The organism is Pseudomonas putida (assembly GCA_029953615.1).
Lineage (GTDB): Bacteria > Pseudomonadota > Gammaproteobacteria > Pseudomonadales > Pseudomonadaceae > Aquipseudomonas.
The window spans coordinates 341,452-365,845 of record CP124529.1 but is presented as its reverse complement, the minus strand read 5'-3'; the positions used below and the strand labels follow the sequence as shown (position 1 = coordinate 365,845).

Sequence of the window (24,394 nt, the reverse complement as noted above, 5' to 3'; positions counted from 1 at the left end):
CGAAGCGCTCAGCGAAGTGAATGGCGTGATGCGCTACCCGGCCAGCGACTTCATCGAGCAGCAGCCCGGCAAGCGCGGCGGCACCCTGCGTGTGTCAGCGGCGAGCGACGCTGGCAGTTTCGATATCCATGCACTGTCCAATGGCAACATGCAGTGGATGGGCCGCATCCTGTTCGACTGCCTGGTGTACCAGGCCGAAGACGGCACCCTCACGCCGTGGCTGGCGAAAAGCTGGGACATCAGCGCCGACGGCCTGACTTACACCTTCCACCTGCGTGACGACGTCACGTTCAGCGATGGCGAGCGCTTCAACGCCGAGGCCGTTCGGGTCAACCTCGAACACATGCGCGACCCCGTGACCAAGTCGCCGCTGGCTGCCGCCTATATTGCGCCGTACCTGCAAGGGCGGGTCGTGGACGAGTACACGTTCGAAGCGACCCTGCGTGCACCCTTTGCGCCGTTTCTGGATGTGCTGTCGCAGGCCTGGCTGGGGATGATATCGCCGCGGCAGATCCTCCAGGCGCCGAAGACCATCGCCAGTCAGCCCATCGGCACCGGGCCTTTCGTATTGACCGGCTGGGTGCGCGACCAGCGTGCCAGCTTTGTCCGCCGCCCGGGGTACAACTGGGCGCCGCCGGCGATCAACCACCAGGGCGAGGCGTATCTGGACGGCATCGAGCTGAGCTACGTGCCCGAAGCGATGATCCGTTACACCTCGCTGGAAGCCGCCGACAACGACATGGCCCTGGACGCCCCCGCGCAGAATGCCGCGGCGATCCGTGCCAACCCACAGCTGACCCTGCGCAACCGCATTCGCAAGGGCAACCCGTCGCGCAGCATCACCTTCAATGTCGAGCGTGCGCCGTTCGATGACGTGCGGGTGCGCCAGGCCGTGGCCAAGGCTATCGACCGTGATGGCCTGGCGTGGATTTCCGGCTTCGGCGAATACCTGGCCAAGGGCGACTTCCTTGCCGTGAATACGCCCGGCTATGACCCGGTGGCTCGCGACACCCTGGCCTTCGACCCGGCCGAAGCCGGGCGCCTGCTCGACGCTGCCGGCTGGACCGGGCGTGATGCCGAAGGCTATCGCACCCGTGCTGGCCAGCGCCTCGGGGCGGTCTTGTTGACCTATGACAACCCGGCGTTCCCGGCCAATGTCTCGGTGGCAGCCCAGGCGGACCTGCGCAAGGTCGGCTTCGACCTGCGCATCGAGCTGCTGCCGCTCAGCAAGGTCATGGAGCTGCGCTACCGCGGCAACTTCGACGCCATCGGCGGCGGCTACTGGCACACCAACACGGCCGATGGCTTGTACATCCTCTACCACAGCCAGTCCATCCCCAGCGCACGCATGATCGGTCAGAACGTCGGCCACTTCCGTGACGCCACCCTCGACCGGTTGCTCGGCGCCGCCCGACGCAGCACCGACCCGACCCAACGCCGCGAGCTGTACCGCCAGGCCCAGCAGCGCCTGGGCGAGACCGTGCCAGCCGTGCCCTCGGTGGAAAGCCAGATGCTGCTGGCCTACCGCAACGCGGTCGGCGGTGTGCTGTTCGATGGCTCGCACAACGTTCCCCTGTTCACCAGCGTGTGGCTGGCCAAGGAGCAACCATGACACTGTTGATCATCTTGCTGCGCCGCCTGCGTGACGGTGTGATCGTGCTATGGGCGGCGGCCAGCCTGACCTTCTTCGGCATGCAGCACAGCGGCGGTGATACCGCCCTGGCGATCCTCGGCGGCCCGGATGCCATGCCGAGCGAAGCGCTGCTGGCCCAGGTGCGCGCCGAGTACGGCCTCGATCAACCGCTGTGGGTGCAGTACGGCCACTACCTGGTGCGCCTGGCCAAGGGCGACCTGGGCGAGTCGTACCGGTTGCGCATACCGGTCGGCCAGGCGATTGGCGAGCAGGCCGCCGCGACCCTGGCGCTGGCCAGCAGCGCGGCGGTACTGGCAGTGCTGCTGGCGGTAGCCTCGGCGCTGCTCACCGCCAACCGTGGGCGGCGTTTGCGGGCGGTGGTGTCGGGCATCGAGCTGTTGCTGTCATCGGCGCCCAATTTCGTGATCGGTACGCTGCTATTGCTGGCCTTCGCCTTCCACTTCCATTGGTTGCCGCCGTCCGGGTCAAGCGGTTGGCGTTCGCTGGTACTGCCAAGTCTGGCCCTGGCGCTGCCGATCGCCGCGGTACTGGCCCAGGTGTTGCGCCAGGCGCTGGAGCAGGTGCTGGAACAACCCTTCATCACCCAGGCCCGTGCCCGTGGCATGAGCGACTTCGCTGTGCGTCTGCGCCATGCCCTGCGTCATGCCCTGGTGCCGCTGGTAACCCTGGCCGGCTACGTGTTCGCCAGCCTGCTCGGCGGTGCCGTGGTGCTGGAGCTGCTGTTCGGCCGCCAGGGCATTGGCCGTTTGATGCTCGACGCTACCGCCAGCAAGGACGTGCCAGTGGTACTCGGCGTCACCCTGCTGGCGGCCGCGATCTACGTGCTGGTCAACCTGCTGGTGGACCTCGCGACCCAGGCCATCGACCCGCGCAGCGCACAACCCTGAATTTACGAAAAAGGACACATCATGAGCCAAACCACGATAACCGATGCCGAACTGGATGCGCGTTTCGCGCCGATCTTCGCGCGTATTGCCGAAGGCGCGGTGGCCCGCGAGCAGCAGCGCACCCTGGCCCATGAGCCGGTGGCCTGGTTGCGCGAAGCCCGTTTCGGTGCTCTGCGCGTGCCGCGCAGCCACGGTGGCTCAGGCGCAACCTTGCCGCAGCTGCTGCGCCAGTTGGTGCGCCTGGGGCAGGCCGACTCCAACCTGCCGCAGATCTTCCGTGCCCACTTCGGCTTCGTCGAAGGGCGGCTGTCGTCCGGCGACGCCGCCTCCCAGGACTACTGGTTCGCCCGCGTGGTCGCCGGTGAACTGTGGGGTGCGGCCATGGCCGAGCGTACCGACAGTACCGGCAATACCGTGCAGTTGAGCGAAGACGAGGGTGGTTACCGCCTGGACGGTGAAAAGTACTACTGCACGGGCACGTTGTACGCCGATTGGGTGGCGGCAGTGGCCAACCACGGCGACGACTTTGTCAGCCTGGTGGTGCCGACTCGTGCGCCAGGGGTGGAGCGGGTCGACGACTGGGACGGCTTTGGCCAGCGCCTGACCGGCAGCGGCACCACCCGTTTCACCCGGGTCAGCGTGCAGCCGCAGCATGTGCTGCGCCGTTTCGCCAAGGGCGAGCTGCGCGCCGAGTCGTACCTCACCGCGTTCTACCAGGCGGTGCACCTGGCCACCCTGGCGGGTATCGGGCGTGCAGTGCTGGCCGATGCGGTGGCGTTCGTCCAGGGCCGCACCCGCGCCTTCGGTGTGCCGGGGCAGTCGCAGCCGGCCGCAGACCCGCGGGTGCAGGCGGTGATCGGACGCCTGGCGAGCCTGGCCTTCGCCGCCGAGGCGCAAGTTACCGCCGTGGGCCATAGCCTGCAGACGGTGTTCGAAGCCGGGCAGCAGGGCGAGGTGGCCGAGCAGCTGTATACCGATGCCGAGATCCATACGTTCCAGGCGCAGCAGATCGTCCTGCCGCAGGTGCTGGAGGCAAGCTCCTTGCTGTTCGAAGTCGGCGGCGCATCGGCCACCAGCAATGCCCGGCGCCTCGATCGCCACTGGCGCAATGCCCGCACCCTGGCTTCGCACAACCCGGCGATCTACCGCGAGCAGGCGTTGGGCAACTACTACCTCAATGGCATCAGCCCGGCCCAGGCCTGGCGTGCCCTTCATGCCGGCGCCAGCGAAGGGCAGGGCAGCGGCGACGAAGCCAGCGCAGTCTGATCAGGAGAATCGGCATGACTACCAAACAGATGAGCCTGGGCATGAACATCCTCGGCTTCGGCTCGCATTCCGGCGCCTGGCGCCAGGGTGAGGCGGCAATCGACGCCTATATCGACGTCAACTATTACCGCGATATTGCGCGTATTTCCGAGCGCGGTTGCCTGGATGCGATCTTCCTTGCCGATGGCCCGGCGTTGCCGCCGGATGTGTCTGCCCAGCCAGGCGGGCGGCTGGAACCGACCGTGCTGCTAACCGCAGTGGCGGCTGCCACCGAGCGCATCGGCGTGATCGCGACCTGCTCCAGCACTTACAACGAACCGTTCAACCTGGCCCGGCGAATTGCCTCGCTGGACCATATCAGCGGCGGCCGTGCTGCCTGGAATGTGGTCACCAATGCCGGTGATGCGGCGGCACAGAACTTCGGCCTGGCTGGCGCGCCGTTGCATGTGGACCGCTATGGGCGGGCCGAGGAGTTCGTCGAGGTGACCTTGAAGCTCTGGGACAGCTGGGAGGACGACGCGATCATCGGTGATCGCGGCGCTGGCCGTTTTGCCGACCCGAGCAAGGTCCACACTGTGGATTTCAAGGGCAAGCACTTTCAGGTAAAGGGGCCGCTGAACCTGCCACGCTCGCCGCAGGGCAGGCCGGTCCTGGTGCAGGCCGGTTCTTCCGAAGGTGGCAAGGCACTTGGTTCACGCTATGCCGATGCGATCTTCACCACCCAGACCACCCTGGCCGACGGGCAGGCGTTCTATCGGGAGATGAAGGCACGGGCCAAAGCCTGGGGCCGCGACCCGCAGCACCTGAAGATCATGCCCGGCCTGTCTACCGTGATCGGCAGCACCGAGGCCGAGGCCCATGCACGCTTCGACGAGCTCAATGCCTGGCATGGCGAGCACGGCCTGTTGCAGCAAGTGGCGGGGCGTATCGGCATCGATGCCAGTGAACTGGACCCGGATGCGCCATTGCCCTGGGCGCGGATTGGCGCGGTGGCGGACTTCGAGCGGGGGTCGCAGGGTTTTCTGGAGGCGCAGTTGAACCTGGCGCGCAGCGAGAACCTGACCATTCGCCAGCTGTCGCGGCGGATTCTGGTCGGGCACCGGTTGGCCGTCGGCACGCCAGAGCAGGTCGCCGATACCCTGGCCGAGTGGTTTCTGGCGGGGGCGGGAGATGGTTTCAACATCATGCCCGACATGTTCCCGTCGGGTGCGCGGGTGTTTGTCGAAGAGGTGGTACCGCTGCTGCAGAAGCGTGGGTTGTTCCGCACCGAATACACCGGCACCACCTTGCGCGAGCACCTGGGGCTGCCCAGGGCACACAACCAGTTCGCTGCCTAGGGGCGCTCTGCGCCCCACCTGTGGGAGCTGGCTTGCCGGCGATGGGCTGCAAGGCAGCCCCAGGATTTGAAACCCGACACACTTCACAAGGATGCACCCATGCGCTACCGCCCACTCGGCCACACCAACCTCCAGGTCAGCCTGCTCAGCCTCGGCACCATGACCTGGGGCCACCAGAACAGCGAACAGGATGCCCACCAGCAACTGGACGCCGCCATCGCCGCCGGCATCAACTTCATCGACACCGCCGAGATGTACCCCACGCCCACCCGCGCTGAAACCTGGACCACCACCGAGCGCTATATCGGCACCTGGCTCGCCGCCCGTGGCAGCCGCGACAAAGTCCTGCTGGCCAGCAAGATCGCCGGCCCGGCCCGCGACCCCGGTGGCCAGGCGCACATCCGCGATGGCCTGTCGCACCACGACCGCAAGAACATCGTCGCGGCCCTGGAGGGTAGCCTGCGCCGCCTGCAGACCGATTACCTGGACCTCTACCAACTGCACTGGCCCGATCGCACCAGCAACTTCTTCGGTATCCGTGAATACCCCTACGTCGACGACCATCCGCAAACGGCAGCCATCGAAGAAACCCTTGCGGTGCTGGACGAGCAGGTCAAGGCCGGCAAGGTGCGCCATATCGGTGTGTCCAACGAAACACCGTGGGGTGTGGCGCAGTTTCTGCGGCACAGCGAGGACAAGGGCCTGACGCGGATTGCCAGCATCCAGAACCCGTACAGCCTGCTCAATCGCTTGTACGAGAACGGCCTTTCGGAGTTCAGCCATCGCGAAGGGATCAGCCTGTTGGCCTATTCGCCGCTGGCGTTCGGGGCGTTGACCGGCAAGTACCTGAACGGGGCAAGGCCGGAGGGTTCGCGGTTGTCGTCGGTGTATCGCACGTTCAATCGCTATGGCAGCGAAGAGGCCAACAGCGCGATTGCCAGCTATGTGCAGATTGCACGGGAGCATGGGCTGACACCGGCGCAACTGGCCCTGGCGTTCGTCATACGCCAGCCGTTCGTGGCCAGTGCGATCACCGGGCAGACCACCTTGCTGCAACTGCAGGAGAACCTGAGCGCACTGGATGTGCAATTGAGCGATGAAGTGCTGGCCGAGCTCCAGGCCGTGCACCGGCGTATTCCCAACCCGGCCCCGTAGCCTGTTTCCACAGGATCACTGTCCTTGCGGCCCATCGCCGGCAAGCCGGGGCTCCCACAGGTACGGCGCAGACTTCAAGCGTTGCGCGGTCGCTGTGGGAGCCCGGCTTGCCGGCGATGGGCTGCGCAGCAGCCCCAATCCAGGCGACACAAGAAGGATCGCTATGAACACGATATCGTTGGCACCCCCCAGCTGGATCAGCAGACCGCAGTGGCAAGTACGCCCCGGCCTGTTCTTCGCCTGGGCAATGCTCGGTTTGCTCCTGCTGGCAGTAACCTTCCCCGACTGCCTCTCGCCAACCGACCCGTTGGCTGCCGACGCCCGCCTGGCTTACTACCCGCCAGGCCCCGCCTTCTGGCTGGGCAGTGACGAGAACGGCCGCGATGTGCTCAGCCGGCTGATCCATGGCGCCCGCCCATCGCTCTACATCGGCCTGGCTGCCACCCTGGTCGGGCTTGGCCTGGGCACGCTGCTCGGCTTGCTCGCCGGCCTTTCTCCAGCCTGGCTGGACAACCTGCTGATGCGCGCCGTCGATGTGTTGCTGGCCTTCCCGGACCTGTTGCTGGCGTTGGTCATCATCACCCTGTTCGGCCAGGGCACCAGCAACCTGATCCTCGCCGTCGGCATTGCCTCGGTGCCGCGCTATGCCCGCCTGGTACGCGCCCAGACCCTGACCATCCGGCGTGCCAGCTTCGTCGAAGCGGCAGTCACGCTGGGCCGCAGGCCCTTGGCCGTGGTGTTCTGGCATGTACTGCCCAATGCCGTGCAACCCGTGCTGATCCTGGCCTGCATCGGCCTGGGTGGCGCCATCACCGCCGCCGCTGCGCTGAGCTTCCTCGGCTTCGGCGCACCACCGCCCGCGCCGGAGTGGGGCGCGATGATGGCAGTGGCGCGCAACTTCATGGCCAACGCACCCTGGCTGATGGCCTGGCCAGCGCTGGCGATCACCCTGACTGTCATTTCCATCACTGTCATTGGCCGAGACTGGCTGCGCCGTAGCGAGGGCAGACACGCATGAGCATCTTCGAGAGGAACCAGGCACCGCTGGTGGACATCCGCGGCCTGCACGTGAGCTTCAAGGGTGTGCCAGTGGTGCACGGCGTCGACCTGCAATTGCATGCCGGGCAGTGCCTGGCATTGGTGGGCGAATCGGGCTCGGGCAAGAGCGTCACGGCGCGTACCCTGGTCGGCCTGACCGGCGCCGGTGCCCATGTGCAGGCGCAGCGCCTGGCCTTTGCCGGGCAGGACCTTCGGCAGTTCGATGAGCGCGCGTGGCAGCGCTTGCGCGGCGAGCACATCGGCTTTGTCATGCAGGATGCGTTGGGCTCGCTCGACCCGCTGCGCCGCGTGGGGGCAGAGGTCGAGGAGCCATTGTTGCTGCACACCGATCTGGCTGCGGAGCAGCGCCGTCTGCGGGTGCTCGAGTTGTTGCGCCAGGTCGGAGTGCCTGAACCCGAAGTGCGTGCCCGGCAATACCCGTGGCAGCTCTCCGGAGGCCTCAGGCAACGCGCCCTGATTGCTTCGGCCATCGCCTGTCAGCCGCGCCTGTTGATCGCCGACGAGCCCACCACCGCGCTGGACGCCACGGTGCAGGCGCAGATTCTCGACCTGCTGGAGCAACTGCGCGAGCGCGACAACAGCCTGTTGATGGTCAGCCATGACCTAGCCGTGGTCGCACGCCTGGCCGACCGGGTGGCAGTGATGCGCCATGGGGTGGTGGTGGAACAGGGCAGTGTCGAACAGGTCCTGCAGGACCCGCAGGACCCCTATACCCAACGCCTGTTGAGCGCGGCGCGGGCGGTACATTTCAAACGGCCGGCGGCGCCTGCCCTGGCGCTGGTGGAGGACACCGTGGACAAGCAACCCGTGGTGCTGGAGGCGCGCGGCCTGAGCAAGGCCTTTGTAGGGCCGGACGGGCGAATGCGTCAGGTGCTGGACGATGTGTCGCTGCAGTTGCGCGCCGGGCAAACCCTTGGCGTGGTGGGCGAGTCCGGTTCCGGCAAGAGCACGCTGGGGCGCATCCTGCTGGGACTGGAACGGCCGGAGCAAGGCAGCCTGCACCTGGCCGGGCAGGATTGGCTTGCGTTGTCTGCCGCGCAGCAGCGCCAGGCGCGGCAGGGGATCCAGGTGGTGTTCCAGGACCCGCTGGCCTCGTTCGATCCACGCTACACCGTGCTACGGGTATTGGCCGAAGCGCTGGCGCATGCGGGTGTACCGCGTGTGTTGCAGCGCACCGAGGCGGCGGCGTTGCTGGAACGGGTGCAGTTACCGGCGGGGTTGCTCGAGCGCCGTCCGCTGGAGTTGTCGGGCGGACAGCGGCAGCGCATCGCGATTGCCCGGGCGCTGGCCATGAAGCCCAGGGCACTGGTGCTGGACGAACCGGTATCGGCACTGGATGTGTCGGTGCAGGCGCGCATCCTGGCATTGCTGGCCGAGCTCAAGGCGGAGTTGAACCTGGCCTGCCTGTTCATCTCCCACGACCTTGGGGTGGTGGAGCAGGTCAGCGACCAGGTGTTGGTGATGCAGGGAGGAAGGGTGGTGGAACAAGGGGCGGCAGTCCAGGTGCTCGGTCAGCCGCGTCATGCCTATACCCGCGCTTTGCTCGACGCCGTGCCTCATCTTCCGGCGGCGCGGTCAAGCTGGTTTGCGCGGATTGCCGTGTAAACCCGTGCCAGCCCTGACGCGGGCAAGGCTGCTCCTACAGATCCTGTGCATGCCTGGAAGTCGGGGCTGACAGTGGGGGAGGCATGGATGATCACAAACAAAACACAGTTCACTGTCGCCCCACCAACACCCCCCGCACACTTTGCCCCCGCAACAGCACCTCACCCTCGGCAAACCCCAGAAAATCAAGCCCTTGAGCCCGGCACAACTCCTGCAACAGGCCTATTGAAGCCCAGTCACCGCAGGAGCGCTCTTGAACACACCCACCTTCCCACTTATCCCGCTCTGCACCGTACTGGCCTTGCTCGGCTGCAAGCCGAACGAGCAGCACACGGCGCAAAGCACCCAGCCGCAGCAGGGCGGCACCCTGGTCTACGCCACCGACCGCGAGCCCACCTGCCTGGACCCGCATGTGGCCGGCGACATGCCGCAGGTATTCCTCGCCCAGCAGTACCTCGATTCGCTGGTGTCGATGGACAGCAACGGCCGGATAGGGCCTTGGCTGGCGACAAGCTGGGAGGTTTCGCCAGACGGCCTGCGCTACACCTTCCACCTGCGCCGCGACGTGCAGTTCACCGACGGTACGCCGTTCAATGCCGAAGCGGTCAAGGCCAACCTCGACCACATGGCCAACCCCAAGACCCAATCCAGTACCGCCGGTGGCTACATCCGCCAGTACCGCGGCACGAAGGTGCTCGACACCTACACTGCCGAAGTCACCCTGGCGACACCCTATGCGGCGTTCCTTGAAGTGCTGGCCCAGGGTTTTCTCGGCATCCAGTCGCCCACGGCGTTGCAACGCAGCCGTGACCAGAACTGCGAAAGCCCGGTTGGCAGCGGGCCGTTCAAGGTGGTGCGCTGGGACCGGCAGAACCAGGTGGAGCTGGGTGCGCAACCCGGCCTACAACTGGGCGCCACCGACCGCACGACACCAGGGCCCTGCGTACCTTGAGCGCATCGTGTGGAAGTTCATACAGGAACCGTCGGTGCGCTTCGCCTCGCTGCAGGCCGGTGAGGTTGATGTGATCGAAGCATTGCCACCAGAGTCGCACGAAGCAGCACGGCGCAATCCGGACGTGAAACTGATCATCGCCCAGCGCCCGGGCAACCCCACCAATGGCACCTTCAACCTGCGCCGTGCACCGTTCGACGACATCCGCGTACGCGAGGCTTTCGTTCGCAGCGCCGATGTCGAGGGGGCGCTGAAGAGCGTGTACTTCGGCGAGTTCCCCCGCGCCGGTGGGCCGCTGAGCCTGGCCACACCGTTCTACAGCGGTGCCTTCGAGCGTAGCCAGGACTACGACCCGGCCCGCGCCGCCAGGCTGCTCGACGAGGCCGGCTGGACCGGCCGTGACAGCGAAGGCTACCGCACCAGGAACGGCCAGCGGCTGCGCGCCGTCGTGCTGATCGGTGCGCGCACGCCGCCGTCGGAACTGACCCTGTGGGAACAGGTACAGGCCACAACCCGGCAGGCGGGCCTGGAGCTGGTGCTGGACCAGATGAGCGATGCCCAGGTCACCGCCCGCCAGGCCGCCTGGGACTATGACATCCGTATCGGCTACTGGAACACCAACACCCCCGATGTGCTGCGCATCATCTTCACCACCGCGTTCGTGCAGCCGGCTGGGGTTGGCGGTTATCACCAGAACTCCTCCGGCTACGCCGACCCGGGCTACGACGCGCTGCTTGACAGCGCCCTGGCCACCCAGGACGCGGGCCTGCGCCGCCAGCGCTACTTCCAGGCACAGCAACAGGCCGCCGCGCAGTACCTGCAACTCACCACCTATCCGCAAAGCACGCGCCTGGGCATCTACAAGACCGCCCATGGCGTGCGCCTGGAGCCTTCGCTGGCTGTGACCTACCTCTATGACGCATGGGTGAACAAATGACTACGACGACACGCACGGTGACCGACTTGCGTCGTGAGCGCCTGGCTGCCCTGGGCCGGCGCGCCGCCATCCGCCTGGCCGGTGGCGTGCTGGTGCTGTGGGCGGTGGCGACCCTGACCTTCTTCGCACTGCGGCTGATGCCGGGTGACCCGGTGCTGGCGATTCTTGGTGGCCCCAGTGGCAACCCGACGCCGGAAGCGATTGAAGCCGCGCGCGTGGAGTACGGCCTCGACAAGCCACTGGCCGTGCAGTACGTGTTCTACCTCGGGCGCTTGCTGCAAGGTGACTTGGGGGTGTCCTACTCGCAGCACCTGCCAGTCACTCGTGTGCTGGCGGAGCAGGGCGGGGCGACCTTGCAACTGACCGTTGCCGCCCTGCTGCTGGCCTGGTTGCTGGTGCTGCTGCTGACCGTGGTCACCGCCGGGCGCGGCAGGCTGGTCGGCGGCATCGCCTCGCTGGCGGAAACCCTCAGCGCGGCGCTGCCGCACTTCTGGCTCGGCGTGGTGTTGCTGGCGGTGTTCGCCTTCGGCCTGCGCTGGTTCCCACCGGCCGGTAGCGACAGCTTCGCCAGCCTGATACTGCCGGCGTTGTCCCTGGCGATTCCGTTGGCCGGCTTCATCGCCCAGGTCACCCGGGAGTCGCTGGAACTGACCCTCGATCAACCCTTCGTGCTCACTGCCCGCACACGGGGGCTGAGTGACCTGGCCGTGCGTTTTCGGCATGCCTTGCGCCATGCCTTGCTGCCAGGGGTGTCGTTGTCGGGCTGGGCTATCGGCGCGCTGATCAGTGGCGCGGTGGTGTGCGAGGTGATCTTTTCCCGCAAGGGGGTGGGCCGCCAGCTGTACCAGGCGGTGCAGGCCCAGGACCTGCCACTGGTGATAGGCATCAGCCTGGTAGTGGCGGCCGGCTATGTACTGGCGAACATTCTGGTCGACCTGCTGTACCAGTGGATCGACCCTCGGCAGCAGGAGGCTGCAGCATGACAGACCTGACCCATGATCAAGCCTTGGCATCGTTGCGCCGGCAGCGTCATCTGACCCTGCCGCCACTGGGCGCAAGCCTGGCGATCCTGTTTCTGTTCGCATTGCTTCTGGCCGCGTTGATGCCGGGGCTGTTCACTCGCATCGATCCCTTGGCCATCGTCCCGCGGGAAGCTTTCCAGCCGCCCAGCTGGGCGCACTGGCTGGGCACCGACCAGTCAGGCCGCGACATCTTTGCGCGGGTCGTCCACGGCGCCCGGCAGAGCCTGTTGATCGGTATCGCGGCTACAGCCATTTCCATGGTTATCGCCATCGCGCTCGGTCTGCTCGGTGGCCTTGGCGGCGCACGCGTGGACCGTGCGGTGGGCTGGTTGCTGGAGGTGCTGTTCGCCTTCCCCAGCCTGGTGCTGGCGTTGCTGTTCGTGGCGGTGTTCGGCAGCGGCGTCGGCCCCTTGATCGTCGCCACCGGGCTGGGTGGGGCGCCGGGCTATGCGCGCATGGTCCGTGGCCAGGTGCTGGCGGTACGCAACGCCGGTTACATCGAAGCGGCGCGGGCGCTGGGGCACCCGACTTCGCGCATCGTGCTGCGCCAATTGCTGCCCAACGCCATGCGGCCATTGGTGGTGACACTGACCATGGGCGTTGGCCAGGCCATCGTCTGGGCTTCGGCGCTGAGCTTCCTCGGCCTGGGCGCGCGGCCGCCGGCGCCGGAGTGGGGGACCATGTTGTCCATGGGGCGCGACTTCATCGCCAATGCCTGGTGGCTCACCTTCTTCCCTGGCCTGTTCATCGTCCTCACCACCCTGGCGACCACCGTGACGGGCCGCTATATCCAACAACGCCTGGAGGGGCGCCTGCCATGAGCGACAAGACCTTGATCGTCGAAGGGCTGAACGTGGCCTTTGATGGCGTCAGCGTGGTCCGTGATCTGTCTTTCACCTTGCAGCCGGGCCGTTGCCTGGCCTTGGTCGGCGAGTCCGGCTCGGGCAAGAGCGTCAGTGCCCGCTGCCTGGTCGGGGCTGGCCGGAGAGCGCGGGCAGGTGAGTGCTCGTCGTTTGAGTTTCGGCGGCCACGACCTGCTCGACCTCAGTGAGCGTCAGTGGCGCGCGGTGCGTGGCAAGGATATCGGCTTCGTGCTGCAGGATGCGCTGGTGTCGCTGGACCCGTTGCGCCCGGTAGGCAAGGAAATTCTCGAAGTGCTGCAGACCCACCGATACGGTGACCGCCACAGCCGTACTGCGCGTGTGCATGCGTTGCTCGAGCGGGTAGGCGTGCCGGATGTCGAGCTGCGCGCTCGCCAGCGTCCCGGGCAATTGTCCGGTGGCCTGCGCCAGCGTGCACTGATCGCCAGCGCCCTGGCCCTGGACCCGGCGCTGGTGATCGCCGACGAGCCGACCACCGCGCTGGACGCCACCGTACAGGCACAGATTCTCGAAGTGTTCCAGCAGATCAAGGCCCGCGGCGCCTCGCTGCTGATCATCAGCCACGACCTGGCAGTGGTCGCCCAACTGGCCGATGAGGTGGTGGTACTGCGTCATGGCGAAGTGCTGGAGCAGGGGCCGATACGGCAGGTGCTGCGCCAGCCGCGTCACCCGTACACCCAGGCCTTGCTGGCGGCAGTACCGGCCGAGCACCCGCGCGGCAGCCGGCTGTCACCCGAGCGGGCTGGCGTACGCCGAGCACCGCAGGCACGCTCGCACAGCGACGTGCTGCTCGAAGGCCGTGGCCTGGGCAAGCGCTACCTCGGCCCGGACGGGCTGGTGCGGCAGGTGTTGCAGGGGGTCGACTTCAGCCTGCGTGCCGGGCGCACCCTGGGCATTGTCGGTGAGTCCGGCTCGGGCAAGACCACCGTGGCGCGCATTGCCCTCGGCCTGCTGCAGCCTGATGAGGGTGAAGTGCTTTATCGCGGGCAACCCTGGAACCGCCCGGGCAATGCTGTGAGCGAGGCAGTGCGCAGGCCGCTGCGTCGCGAGATCAGCGTGATCTACCAGGACCCGCTGGGCTCGTTCGACCCGCGTTGGAGCGTGGCGCAGATTCTTGATGACGCCTTGCAGGTAGCCGGTATCGAGGCGCCCGCCAGGCCGGCACGTATTGCTGTGCTGCTCAACCAGGTGCGTTTACCGGCAGAACTCGGCCAGCGCAGACCGTTGCAACTGTCGGGCGGCCAGCGCCAGCGGGTGGCAATTGCCCGGGCGATCGCCAGCGAACCCAGGGTGATCATCTGCGACGAGCCGGTGTCGGCCCTGGATGTGTCGGTGCAGGCCCAGGTGCTCGACCTGCTGGCCGACCTGCAGGACGAACTGGGCCTGGCCTACCTGTTCATTTCCCACGATCTGGGGGTGATCCGCCATGTCAGCGATGACGTGTTGGTGATGCGCCACGGTCAGGTGGTGGAGCAGGCACCGGTCGAGCAGTTGTTCGAGAGCCCGGCCCACGCATACACCCAGCGATTGCTCGGCGCGGTGCCGCGCCTGCCCGGCAGCGGCGCCGAACTGGTGGTGCCACCGCTGGACCTGGAACACGAAGCCTTCGACCTGTTCGACGAAACCCGCCTGTGGAAGATCGCTATTTGAAGGTGAACTGAGACACCAGGCCCTGCGCCGACCCTGTGGGAGCCGCGCTTGCCGGCGATGGGCCGCGAAGCGGCCCCACGATTTCAAGGCTGTTGCATGAATCGCCGGGGCCGCTTTGCGGCCCATCGCCGGCAAGCGCGGCTCCCACAGGGATCGTGCCAGCCTTGAGAAATTGGCAAGACAGCTGCTCCCACAGGGCTCGGGTCGCCTAAACGAAAGATGTACTTAAAGGACTGAACCATGACCACATTTCAACGTTTCCCAACCCTGGCTCCGGCCACCAGCGTTGCGGAGCTGAAGGCCCGCATCGTGGCCTTGTTGCCCGCCATCGGCGAAGGTGCCGCGCAGCGCGAGCGCGAACGCCAGCTGCCCCATGAGGCCATTGCCCAGCTTGCGGCAGCCGGGCTTTACACCGTGCGTATCCCCGAGCAGTACGGCGGCCCCGGCGGCAATGTCAGCGATGTGATCGAACTGCTGCTGCAAGTCGCCTCGGTCGATTCCAACGTGGCCCAGGCCCTACGCCCGGGTTTTGCCTTTGTCGAAGGCCTGCTGGCTTCACAGGCCGAAGGCGCCGAGCAGGAGCGCGAGCGTTGGTTCGCGCGCTATCTGCAGGGGGCGGTGATCGGCAACGCGGGCTGGGAACTGGGCGGTGCCAACGGCGCCATCGCGGCGCGTCTGGTGCGCGAGGGCGAACACTTCCGCGCCAACGGCAGCAAGTTCTACAGCACGGGCGCATTGTTCGCCGACTATGTCAGCGCCGTTGCCCTGGACGAGGACGAGCAGCCGGTGTCGTTCATCCTGCCGCGTGACCGCGAGGGCCTGGAACTGGTCGACGACTTCGACGCTATGGGCCAGCGCCTGACTGCCAGCGGCACCACCCATTTGCGCAATGTGCGCGTCGAGGCCAGCGATATCCGCACGCGCACCGTGGAGGAGGGCAAGCGCACCATCGTCACGCCATTCCTGCAGCTGTTCCTTGCCACCGTGCTGGCTGGTATCGCCCGCAATGCGCTGGACGACGCTACCCGCTTCACCCGTGAGCATGCCCGCCCGATCAAGCACAGCACGGCCAGCCGCTCGGTGGATGACCCCTATGTTGAGCTGTCGGTAGGCGATATCGCTGCCCGTGCCTATGGCGCCGAGGCCATGGTCGTGAAGGCCGCTGCAACCCTCGACAAGGCCTGGGCCGCGCAACTGGATGAAACCGCCGTGGAGCAGGCCGCGATCGAGGTGGCGCAAACCCAGTACCTGGTTGCCGAGCTGGCGCTTCAGGCTGCGCAAACGCTGTTCGACGTTGGCGGTGCCTCCACCACCGGGCGCCAGCACAACCTCGACCGCCATTGGCGCAATGCCCGCACCGTGGCCAACCATAACCCGCGCCAATGGAAGGCGGCGGTGGTCGGTGCCTGGCAGCTCAAAGGCACTCGCCCACCTGTCTCGGGGCTCAGTTTTGACCGCCCAGCCGGCCTTGCTGGCCGGCCATGTGCAAAGCCCCAAGGTGCCGGTGATCATCGGCGCCGCGTTGTTCATGGAGCTGCTCGACAGCACAGCGGTGATGACCGCCCTGCCGCGGATGGCCGCGGATTTCGGCGAACCGGGGCTGCGCATGAATCTGGTGGTGTCGCTGTACATGCTTGCCCTGGCCCTGTGCGTGCCGGTCAGTGGCTGGGCCGCCGAGCGCTTTCGCCCGCGCCAGGTGATGTTGTTGGCGATGGGCCTGTTCACCTGTGCCTCACTGGCCTGCGCCCTGGCCGATACGCTCTGGCAACTGTGCCTGGGGCGCATGTTGCAAGGGGCGGCGGGGGCATTGATGACACCCGTGGGGCAGGTGATCATCCTGCGGTGGTCGAGCCGCGAGCAGCTGTTGCAAGCCATGTCGTGGTTGGCCTTGCCGGCACTGGTGGGGCCGCTGGTCGGGCCGTTGCTCGGCGGTTTGCTGGTGACGGTGCTGTCCTGGCACTGGATCTTCCTGGTCAACTTGCCCATTTGCCTGCTCGGTTGCTGGCTGGTCCTGCGCCATGTGCCGGACTATCCGGCACGGCCGGTGCCACCGTTGGACGTGCGTGGCTTGCTGCTCAGCGGCGGGGCCCTGGCCATGCTGGTGTTCGGCCTGGAAGCGCTGGGGCTGGGGCAGTTGCCGCAGGTCTGGGCCATGGTGCTGGTGGCCGGTGGAATAGCCTGTGCGTTGGGGTATCTGCTGCACGCACGACGACACCCCAATCCGTTGGTGGACCTGTCGCTGTTGCGCCTGCGCAGCTTTGGCGTGGCCCAGGCCGGTGGGGGGCTGTTCCGCCTGGGTTCGGCAGCCCAGCCGTTCCTGATCGTGCTGCTGCTGCAGAACTGCCTGGGCCTGAGCCCGCTGGCGGCGGGATGGCTGGTGGTCAGCGGTGGGGTTGGCGCGTTGCTGATGAAGCTATTGGCGGTGCCATTGGTTCGGCGCTACGGCTATCGCCGGGTGCTCAGTTGCAATGCCGTGCTCAGTGGTGCGGCGATTGCCCTGTGCGCCAGTTTCGATCGGGATACTGCCGTGTGGCTGATGGCTGCGGTGCTGTTCGCCGCAGGCCTGCTGCGTTCACTGCAGTTCTCGACGTTGGGGGCTGCCAGTTATCAGGACGTGCCTGGTGAGCGTTCGGCCGCGGCCAGTTCGTTGTCGGCGATGTCCGTGCAGTTGACCATGGCCATGTCGGTGAGCCTGGCAGGGGGGCTACTGGAGATGCTGGCCGGGTTGGACGGGCGTAGCGAAACCTCGGTGGCAGATATTGCCACGGTGATGGTGCTGTGCGCTGTCATGTGCGGGGTCGCTGGCTTGGTGTTCCGGCGTTTGGCGGACTAGTCAACACGCGAACACCACGTTCGTGCGCGATGCCGCGTTGCGGATATGCTCCTGCATCGCACGCTGCGCCCCGGCCTGGTTGCCACGGGCAAGCTGGCGCAGGATCTTGCGGTGTTCCTGCCAGGTCTCCATGGCGCGTTCCGGGCGAATGAACGGCAGCTTCTGGCTCTCCAGGAAAATGTCCTGGTTGGTGGTGATCACCTGCAGCATGGCGTGGTTGCCACTGGCTTCCAGCAGGCGACGGTGAAAGGCGAAGTCCAGGCGCGCGGCGGCCTCGAAATGGCCAGCCCGCAGCTCCTGGCGCATCGACTCGACATTGGCTTCGAGCGCATCGATGTCCGCTGCCGTCAGGTACAGCGCCGCCAAGCCGGCGGCAAACCCTTCGAGTGCATAGCGCAACTGGAACGTATCGACGGCGGATACCTGTTCGGAATAGGGCCAGGAGAAACCGGTAGCGGGTGGCGGCGCTTGGACGAATACTCCCTTGCCCGGCTGTACGCTCACCAGCCCCAAGGCGCTCAAGGAGGACAGCGCCTCGCGCAGGGAGGCGCGGCTTACACCCAACTGCTCTGCCAGGTCACGTTGGGAGGGCAGGGCATCACCAGGCTGGTAGTCGCCGTCCTGGATCAGCCTGCGGATAGCCTGCAAAGCGATTTCCGGAACTGCACGGGGGAGTGTGTCGAGCATCTGTTCAGACCAGCTGGCAAGGGGTCTGCGCTTTTTAAAGGCTTTTGCGGTTGCCTGGCAAGTCTCGCCCCACGCTGACGCAATCGGGCAGGTGGCTGCACGAAAGGGGGGCGATGGCAAATGCCAAGTGTTATCTGTTCAGACCAGTAAGACCGCGTGCTGCCGAGGGGCGAAAGACTATTGCGGGGCTGCCGGGCAACACTGGCACGGCCTGTGCTTTTCGGGCTAGGCAAACTTCTTCGCATGCACCCGAGGCATTTTCCATGAAAAACATCCGCACCCTGCTTCTGGCCACCCTGCTTTGCGGCGGCGTCATGAGCGTTTCCCATGCCCAGGCCGATGCGCTGGCAGACATCACTGCCCGGGGCGTGCTCAAGGTCGCCGTACCCCAGGACTTCCCGCCCTTCGGCTCGGTAGGGCCGGACCTCAAACCCCGCGGCCTGGACATCGACACCGCGCAACTGCTGGCTGACCGGCTCGGCGTCAAGCTGGCGCTGACCCCGGTCAACAGCACCAACCGTATTCCGTTCCTCACGACCGGCAAGGTCGACCTGGTGATTTCCAGCCTGGGCAAGAACCCGGAGCGAGAAGCGGTGATTGATTTTTCCCGCCCCTACGCACCGTTTTACCTGGCAGTGTTCGGGCCGGCCGAGGCGTCGATCGACAATATCGGTGCCGTTGCCGGCAAGACCATCAGTGTCACGCGGGGCTCGATCGAGGACATGGAGTTGACCGCGGTTGCCCCACAGGGTGCGATCATCAAGCGCTTCGAGGACAACAACTCGACCATCGCCGCCTACCTGTCGGGCCAGGTCGAGCTGATCGCCAGCGGCAGCGTGGTGATGGCTGTGATTGCCGAGAAGAACCCGAGCAAGGTGCCGGTGATGAAGGTCAAGCTCAAGGACTCGCCCGTGTACGTGGGCCTGGCCAAGCAGGAGCCGGCCTTGCTCGAGAAGGTCAACGCCACCCTGGATGCGGCCAAGGCCGACGGCAGCCTCAACCGAAATGCCGAAAAATGGCTGAAGCAGCCATTGCCGGCCGACCTTTGAACAGCCCTGGAGTCGCTGACCCATGGCCTACCAATTTGACTTTTCCCCTGTGCTGGCCCAGGGCGGCCTGCTGCTCGAAGGGGCTGTGTTCACGCTTGAGCTGACGTTGATCGGTACCCTGCTGGGGTTGGCCATCGGTGTGCTTGGCGCGATGGTGCGCGCCTGGCGACTACGGCCGTTCGATGCCCTGTTCGGCCTATACGTGGAGCTGATCCGCAACACGCCCTTCATCGTCCAGTTGTTCTTCATCTTCTTCGGCCTGCCCTCGCTTGGCGTTCGGTTGACGGAATGGCAGGCGGCGGCCCTGGCGATGGTGATCAACCTTGGCGCCTACTCCACCGAGATCATTCGGGCGGGTATCCAGGCCATCCCCAGAGGGCAACTGGAGGCTGCGGCGGCATTGGCCATGAGCCGTTTCGAGGCTTTTCGCCATGTGGTGCTGCAACCTGCACTTGCCAAGGTCTGGCCGGCCCTGTCGAGCCAGATCGTGATCGTCATGCTCGGCTCGGCGGTGTGCTCGCAGATCGCCACAGAGGAACTGTCGTTCGCTGCCAACTTCATCCAGTCGCGCAACTTCCGGGCTTTCGAGACATACCTGTTGACCACGGCCTTGTATCTGGTCATGGCCATCCTGGTGCGCCAACTGCTGGCATGGTTCGGTCGACGCGCGTTGATGGGGAGACGCTGAATGGATTTCACCTTGTGGGACATCGTGCGCAACCTGCTCGCAGGCTTGCAATGGACCTTGCTGCTGTCGCTGGTGGCATTCGTCTGTGGTGGTATTGCCGGGCTGTTGCTGCTGTTGGCGCGCATCTCCGATAGCCGGTTGCTGCGTGGCGCGGCGAGGAGCTACATCGAGCTGTTCCAGGGGACGCCGCTGCTGATGCAGCTGTTCATGGTGTTTTTCGGCATCGCCCTGTTCGGCATCGATGTGTCGGCCTGGATGGCGGCGGCCATCGCCTTGACGCTGTTCACCAGTGCCTTTCTCGCCGAGATCTGGCGGGGCTGCGTCGAGTCCATACCACATGGCCAGTGGGAGGCCTCCGGCAGCCTGGCCATGAGCCGTCTGGAGCAGTTGCGCCATGTGATCCTGCCCCAGGCCCTGCGCATTGCCGTCGCACCGACAGTCGGGTTCTCGGTGCAGGTGGTCAAGGGCACGGCGGTGACCTCGATCATCGGTTTCACCGAGCTGACCAAGACTGGCGGCATGTTGGCCAACGCCACTTTTGAACCGTTCCTGATCTACGGTCTGGTGGCCGTGGGTTACTTCGTCCTTTGCTACCCGCTCTCGCTGAGCGCCCGTTACCTGGAGAGGAAGCTGCATGCCCCTGCTTAGAGTGTCCGCATTGCACAAGTACTACGGCGACAACCATGTGCTCAAGGGGGTCGACCTAGCGATCGAGGAGGGCGAGGTGGTCGCCATCATCGGCCGTAGCGGTTCCGGCAAGAGTACCTTCCTGCGAACCCTCAACGGCCTGGAGTCGATCAGCGACGGGGTGATCGAGGTGGATGGCGAATACCTGGATGCCAGCCGCGCCGACTTGCGCTCGCTGCGGCAGAAGGTTGGCATGGTGTTCCAGCAGTTCAACCTCTTCCCTCACCTGACCGTGGGCCAGAACGTCATGCTTGCGCCCCAGGTGGTGAAGAAGGCCGGCAAGGCCGAGGCCCGCCAGTTGGCCGAACAGATGCTCGCCAGGGTTGGACTGGGCGACAAGTTCGACGCCTACCCGGACCGCCTTTCCGGCGGCCAGCAGCAGCGGGTGGCGATTGCCCGGGCGCTTGCCATGTCGCCCAAGGTGTTGCTGTGCGACGAGATCACCTCAGCGCTCGACCCCGAGCTGGTCAATGAAGTGCTCGGTGTGGTGCGCCAGCTGGCCAGTGAAGGCATGACCCTGATCATGGTCACCCACGAAATGCGTTTTGCCCGGGAAGTCGGTGACAAGCTGGTCTTCATGCATCAGGGCAAGGTCCACGAGACGGGGCATCCGCGCGAGGTTTTCGCGGCACCCCGAACAGCAGAACTGGCGAACTTCATCGGGAGCGTGGCAGGGAGCTAGTGGTTTGCGCTCCACTTCACCAGTGATGTGTTGTCCGGGTTGGCCTGTTCGAGGGTGAACCCGCTCTCATAGAACTGCACATACCTCATTTAATTAGCAGGGACACTGTAGGAGCGGGCGTGCCGGTGGCTTCGATCAGAGCCACGCCTTGATCTGCCTCGACACAGCGTCAGTGGAGATCCCGTATCGGTCATGCAAGGTCGGCAGTGCACCCGCATCGAGAAACGCATCCGGTAGCGCGATCTGGCGGAAGGTGGGTGTGACCCCATTGCGCAGCAGTACGCCCGCCACTGCTTCCCCCAGGCCCCCTATGATCGAATGGTTTTCCGCAGTGACCACCAGGCGGCCAGGCTTGCGTGCCTCGGCGAGGATGGTTTGTTCATCGAGCGGTTTGATGGTAGGCACGTGCAGCACCGACACATCCACGCCGTCCTTTTGCAACTGCTCCGCAGCCTCCAGGGCGCGCATGGTCATGAGGCCACTGGCAATCAACAGCACGTCTCGGCCCCCACGCAGCACCTGTGCCTTGCCCAGCTGGAACTGGTAGTCGTAGCGATTGAGCACCAAGGGTACGTTGCCGCGCAGCAGGCGCATGTAGACCGGCCCCTGATGGGCGGCGATCGCTGGCACAGCCTGTTCGATCTCCAGCGCATCGCAGGGGTCGACGATCATCAGGTTGGGCATCGCCCGGAAGATGGCCAGGTCATCCGTGGCCTGGTGGCTAGGGCCATAACCGGTGGTCAGGCCAGGCAGCCCACAGACGATCTTGACGTTGAGGTTCTCCTCTGCGATTGCCATGCAGATGAAGTCATAAGCCCGACGGGAAGCGAACACCGCATAGGTGGTGGCAAAGGGGGTCATGCCTTCCCGTGCCATGCCGGCGGCGGCGCTCATCAGTAATTGTTCGGCCATGCCCATTTGATAGAAACGCTCGGGGTGGGCTTTGGCGAAGATGTGCAAGTCGGTGTACTTGGACAGGTCGGCACTCAGCCCGACTATATCCGGACGTTGCTCGGCCAGGCTTGCCAACGCATGGCCGAACGGGGCAGGGCGGGTCGGCTGGCCGTCGGCGGCAATCGAAGCGATCATGGCCGAGGTGGTCAGGCGTTTCTTGGGTGAGTTCACAGTGCTCATGCTTGGCTCCCGGCGTCCAGCGCTTTGAGGGCGAGGTCCCATTCGTTTTCATCGACGCGAATGAAGTGCGTCTTGTCGCGGTTTTCCAGGAAAGGCACGCCTTTGCCCATGCGGGTATCGCAGATGATGACGCGCGGTTGTGCCCCGGTGTGGGCGCGGGCCTGGTCGAAGGCGCCGACCAGCGCATCCATATCGTTGCCGTCCACTCGCTGGACGAACCAGCCAAAGCTTTGCCAGCGGTCGACGATTGGCTCGAAGGCCAGTACCTCGCTGGAATGACCATCCGCCTGCTGGTTGTTCACATCGATGATGGCGATCAGGTTGTCCAGGCGCCAATGGCTGGCCGACATCGCAGCCTCCCAGGTCGAGCCCTCGTTGAGTTCGCCATCGGACAGCAGGTTGTACACCCAACTGTCCGACCCCTTGCGTTTGAGCCCGAGACAAGCGCCGACGGCGATGCCCAGGCCGTGGCCGAGCGAGCCACCGGTGATCTCCATGCCCGGGGTGTAGGCAGCCATACCGGACATGGGCAAGCGACTGTCGTCGCTACCGTAGGTTTCAAGCTCTTCCTCGGGGATTACGCCGGCCTCGATCAGTGCGGCATAGAGGGCGATCGCATAGTGCCCGATGGACAGGTAGAAGCGGTCGCGCTGCTCCCATTCGGGGTTGCCGGGGTCGATGCGCAGCGCATGGAAATACGCGACCGCCAGCAAGTCGGCGGCGCCCAGAGCCTGGCCGACATAGCCCTGGCCCTGGACTTGCCCCATGCGCAATGCGTGGCGGCGGATATTTCGGGCGCGAACAGCCAGCGGCAGCGCCTCGGTGCAGGTAGGCACAGCAGTCATTGAGGTGACTCCTTTTTATCGAATCAACGATTGACCAGATGGGCCGGCACTCGCGACACCAGGAAGGCGCCAAACATGAGTACGGCCGTGATGAGATACATGCCGATGGCATTGCTGCCCAAGGTGGTAGTGACCCAGCCGATCAGGTACGGCGAGCAGAAGCCGGCGAGGTTGGCAAAACTGTTCACCGCCGCGATGCCTGCCGCCGCCGATACACCTCCCAGCAACGTGGTGGGCAGCATCCAGAACAGCGAGGAGGCGGACAGCACCCCAGCCGCAGCCAGGCACAGGCTGAGGATCGACAGCGTCAGGCTGCTGCCCAGTGCTGCGGCGAGGCTCAGGCCCAGTGCACCGATCAGCATGGGGATCGCCAGGTGCCAGCGGCGTTCACGGTGACGGTCGCCGCTGCGCCCGGCCCACAGCATCGCGACGATGGCACACAGGTACGGCAGGCTGGTCAGCAGGCCGATGTGCAAAGGTTCGCTGACGCCGGCATTGCGTACCAGTGTGGGTAGCCAGAACGTGATTGCGTACTGGCCCATCACCACACAGAAGTAGATGCCCGCCAGCAACCAGAGCCGACGGTCGCGGATGAAGTCCGCCACCGAGCCGTGGTTCACCTTGTGTTGCTCGTCTTCAGCCAGCTCCTTGCGCACCAGGGCTTTTTCTTCGTCGCTCAACCAGTGGGCCTGATCGACGCCATCCTTCAGGTAGCTCAGCACCAGGATGCCCACCAGCACGGTGGGGATGGCTTCGAGCAGGAACATCCACTGCCAGCCCGCCCAGCCGTGCACGCCGGCAAAGCGCTCCATGATCCAGCCCGACAAGGGGCCACCGATCATGCCCGAGAGCGGAATCGCGATGAACCACAGCGCGGTCATCTTCGCCCGGCGGTAAGACGGGAACCAATAGGTCAGGTACAGCAGAAGCCCCGGTGCCAGGCCTGCTTCGGCGATCCCCAGCAAAAAGCGCAGGGTATAGAATTGCCAGGCTGTCTCGACCAGGGCGAACATCGCCGAGATGATGCCCCAGGTGATCATGATGCGAGCGATCCAGCGTCGAGCGCCCACTTTGTGCAGAATGATGTTGCTGGGCACCTCGCAGAGAAAGTAGCCAATGAAGAACATGCCAGCGCCCAGTCCGTAGACCGCTTCGGAAAGGGCAAGGTCGTCCATCATCTGCAGCTTCGCAAAGCCGACATTGACCCTGTCCAGATAGGCGCACAGGTAGCAGAGCATGAGAAAAGGCATCAGTCGCCAGGCCGTTTTACGGTAGGCGCTGCTGCGTGCGGCGGATGCCGCATCGAGCGCTATTGTGGTCATTCGTTCTGATCTCTTGTTGTTATCGAACGCGTGACCTGCGCCGGGCCAGGTGCAGGTCACGA

Annotated in this window: 21 protein-coding genes and 2 pseudogenes; 18 read left to right on the top strand and 5 right to left on the bottom strand. The window is 65.5% G+C overall.

The window, feature by feature from the left end:
- Nucleotides 1-28: 28 nt before the first annotated feature.
- The 12 genes and pseudogenes from QIY50_01730 to QIY50_01675 all read left to right on the top strand — a co-directional run bounded on the left by QIY50_01730 (nucleotide 29) and on the right by QIY50_01675 (nucleotide 14,405).
- The gene (locus tag QIY50_01730; GenBank protein ID WGV23137.1) at nucleotides 29-1,612 is read left to right on the top strand and encodes an ABC transporter substrate-binding protein; all 1,584 of its coding nucleotides are present in this window, start codon (nucleotides 29-31) and stop codon (nucleotides 1,610-1,612) included.
- A complete protein-coding gene (locus QIY50_01725; GenBank protein WGV21042.1) occupies nucleotides 1,609-2,541 on the top strand; it encodes an ABC transporter permease in 933 nt (310 codons plus the stop codon). The genes QIY50_01730 and QIY50_01725 overlap by 4 nt, the downstream gene beginning before the upstream one ends.
- A 21-nt stretch (nucleotides 2,542-2,562) precedes the next feature.
- On the top strand, nucleotides 2,563-3,807 hold the full coding sequence (locus QIY50_01720; GenBank protein WGV21041.1) for an acyl-CoA dehydrogenase family protein: 1,245 nt from the start codon (nucleotides 2,563-2,565) through the stop codon (nucleotides 3,805-3,807).
- A gap of 14 nt (nucleotides 3,808-3,821) precedes the next feature.
- Nucleotides 3,822-5,144: an LLM class flavin-dependent oxidoreductase gene (locus QIY50_01715; GenBank protein WGV21040.1), complete on the top strand. Its 1,323-nt coding sequence runs from the start codon at nucleotides 3,822-3,824 to the stop codon at nucleotides 5,142-5,144.
- A 99-nt stretch (nucleotides 5,145-5,243) separates the two neighbouring features.
- Nucleotides 5,244-6,299: an NADP(H)-dependent aldo-keto reductase gene (locus QIY50_01710; protein ID WGV21039.1), complete on the top strand. Its 1,056-nt coding sequence runs from the start codon at nucleotides 5,244-5,246 to the stop codon at nucleotides 6,297-6,299.
- Between the two features lie 163 nt (nucleotides 6,300-6,462).
- Nucleotides 6,463-7,317 carry an ABC transporter permease gene (locus tag QIY50_01705; protein ID WGV21038.1) on the top strand — a complete coding sequence of 285 codons (855 nt, stop codon included), beginning with the start codon at nucleotides 6,463-6,465 and terminating at the stop codon, nucleotides 7,315-7,317.
- A complete protein-coding gene (locus QIY50_01700) occupies nucleotides 7,314-8,963 on the top strand; it encodes an ABC transporter ATP-binding protein (GenBank protein ID WGV21037.1) in 1,650 nt (549 codons plus the stop codon). Before QIY50_01705 ends, QIY50_01700 begins: the two co-directional genes overlap by 4 nt.
- Nucleotides 8,964-9,216: 253 nt before the next feature.
- Entirely contained in the window at nucleotides 9,217-9,915 is a 699-nt protein-coding gene (locus tag QIY50_01695; protein WGV21036.1) for an ABC transporter substrate-binding protein, read from the top strand.
- The gene (locus QIY50_01690; protein ID WGV21035.1) at nucleotides 9,851-10,852 is read left to right on the top strand and encodes an ABC transporter substrate-binding protein; all 1,002 of its coding nucleotides are present in this window, start codon (nucleotides 9,851-9,853) and stop codon (nucleotides 10,850-10,852) included. The genes QIY50_01695 and QIY50_01690 overlap by 65 nt, the downstream gene beginning before the upstream one ends.
- Nucleotides 10,849-11,835, top strand: coding sequence for an ABC transporter permease (locus QIY50_01685; protein WGV21034.1), 987 nt, complete (start codon nucleotides 10,849-10,851; stop codon nucleotides 11,833-11,835). Before QIY50_01690 ends, QIY50_01685 begins: the two co-directional genes overlap by 4 nt.
- On the top strand, nucleotides 11,832-12,695 hold the full coding sequence (locus tag QIY50_01680) for an ABC transporter permease (GenBank protein WGV21033.1): 864 nt from the start codon (nucleotides 11,832-11,834) through the stop codon (nucleotides 12,693-12,695). Before QIY50_01685 ends, QIY50_01680 begins: the two co-directional genes overlap by 4 nt.
- Nucleotides 12,692-14,405: pseudogene (locus tag QIY50_01675) on the top strand (ABC transporter ATP-binding protein). The gene QIY50_01680 and the pseudogene QIY50_01675 overlap by 4 nt, the downstream one beginning before the upstream one ends.
- Nucleotides 14,406-14,630: 225 nt before the next feature.
- Here QIY50_01675 and QIY50_01670 read toward each other — a convergent pair.
- Nucleotides 14,631-14,888 (bottom strand): hypothetical protein, encoded by a 258-nt coding sequence (locus tag QIY50_01670; GenBank protein ID WGV21032.1) that lies wholly within the window; start codon nucleotides 14,886-14,888, stop codon nucleotides 14,631-14,633.
- Between QIY50_01670 and QIY50_01665 the strand changes: the two are divergent.
- A pseudogene (locus QIY50_01665) lies at nucleotides 14,772-15,719 on the top strand (acyl-CoA dehydrogenase family protein). The gene QIY50_01670 and the pseudogene QIY50_01665 sit on opposite strands and share 117 nt — an antisense overlap.
- A 136-nt stretch (nucleotides 15,720-15,855) precedes the next feature.
- Nucleotides 15,856-17,238 (top strand): MFS transporter, encoded by a 1,383-nt coding sequence (locus QIY50_01660; protein WGV21031.1) that lies wholly within the window; start codon nucleotides 15,856-15,858, stop codon nucleotides 17,236-17,238.
- On the opposite strand, the gene QIY50_01655 is transcribed toward QIY50_01660, so the two are convergent.
- On the bottom strand, nucleotides 17,239-17,925 hold the full coding sequence (locus QIY50_01655; protein WGV21030.1) for a FadR/GntR family transcriptional regulator: 687 nt from the start codon (nucleotides 17,923-17,925) through the stop codon (nucleotides 17,239-17,241).
- Between the two features lie 263 nt (nucleotides 17,926-18,188).
- Here QIY50_01655 and QIY50_01650 point away from each other — a divergent pair, with 263 nt between their 5' ends.
- From QIY50_01650 to QIY50_01635, 4 genes are read left to right on the top strand one after another with little or no spacing between them, the layout of a single operon-like run.
- The gene (locus QIY50_01650; GenBank protein ID WGV21029.1) at nucleotides 18,189-18,974 is read left to right on the top strand and encodes a transporter substrate-binding domain-containing protein; all 786 of its coding nucleotides are present in this window, start codon (nucleotides 18,189-18,191) and stop codon (nucleotides 18,972-18,974) included.
- Between the two features lie 22 nt (nucleotides 18,975-18,996).
- Entirely contained in the window at nucleotides 18,997-19,662 is a 666-nt protein-coding gene (locus QIY50_01645) for an amino acid ABC transporter permease (GenBank protein ID WGV21028.1), read from the top strand.
- On the top strand, nucleotides 19,663-20,310 hold the full coding sequence (locus QIY50_01640; protein WGV21027.1) for an amino acid ABC transporter permease: 648 nt from the start codon (nucleotides 19,663-19,665) through the stop codon (nucleotides 20,308-20,310).
- On the top strand, nucleotides 20,297-21,031 hold the full coding sequence (locus QIY50_01635; GenBank protein ID WGV21026.1) for an amino acid ABC transporter ATP-binding protein: 735 nt from the start codon (nucleotides 20,297-20,299) through the stop codon (nucleotides 21,029-21,031). The genes QIY50_01640 and QIY50_01635 overlap by 14 nt, the downstream gene beginning before the upstream one ends.
- A 135-nt stretch (nucleotides 21,032-21,166) precedes the next feature.
- Here QIY50_01635 and QIY50_01630 read toward each other — a convergent pair whose 3' ends face one another.
- Genes QIY50_01630 through QIY50_01620 form a run of 3 tightly spaced genes read right to left on the bottom strand, consistent with a single transcriptional unit; the run spans nucleotide 21,167 to nucleotide 24,332 of the window.
- On the bottom strand, nucleotides 21,167-22,165 hold the full coding sequence (locus QIY50_01630; protein WGV21025.1) for a transketolase family protein: 999 nt from the start codon (nucleotides 22,163-22,165) through the stop codon (nucleotides 21,167-21,169).
- Nucleotides 22,162-23,010 carry a transketolase gene (locus tag QIY50_01625; protein ID WGV21024.1) on the bottom strand — a complete coding sequence of 283 codons (849 nt, stop codon included), beginning with the start codon at nucleotides 23,008-23,010 and terminating at the stop codon, nucleotides 22,162-22,164. Before QIY50_01625 ends, QIY50_01630 begins: the two co-directional genes overlap by 4 nt.
- Nucleotides 23,011-23,033: 23 nt before the next feature.
- Nucleotides 23,034-24,332: an MFS transporter gene (locus QIY50_01620; GenBank protein WGV21023.1), complete on the bottom strand. Its 1,299-nt coding sequence runs from the start codon at nucleotides 24,330-24,332 to the stop codon at nucleotides 23,034-23,036.
- Between the last annotated feature and the right edge of the window lie 62 nt (nucleotides 24,333-24,394).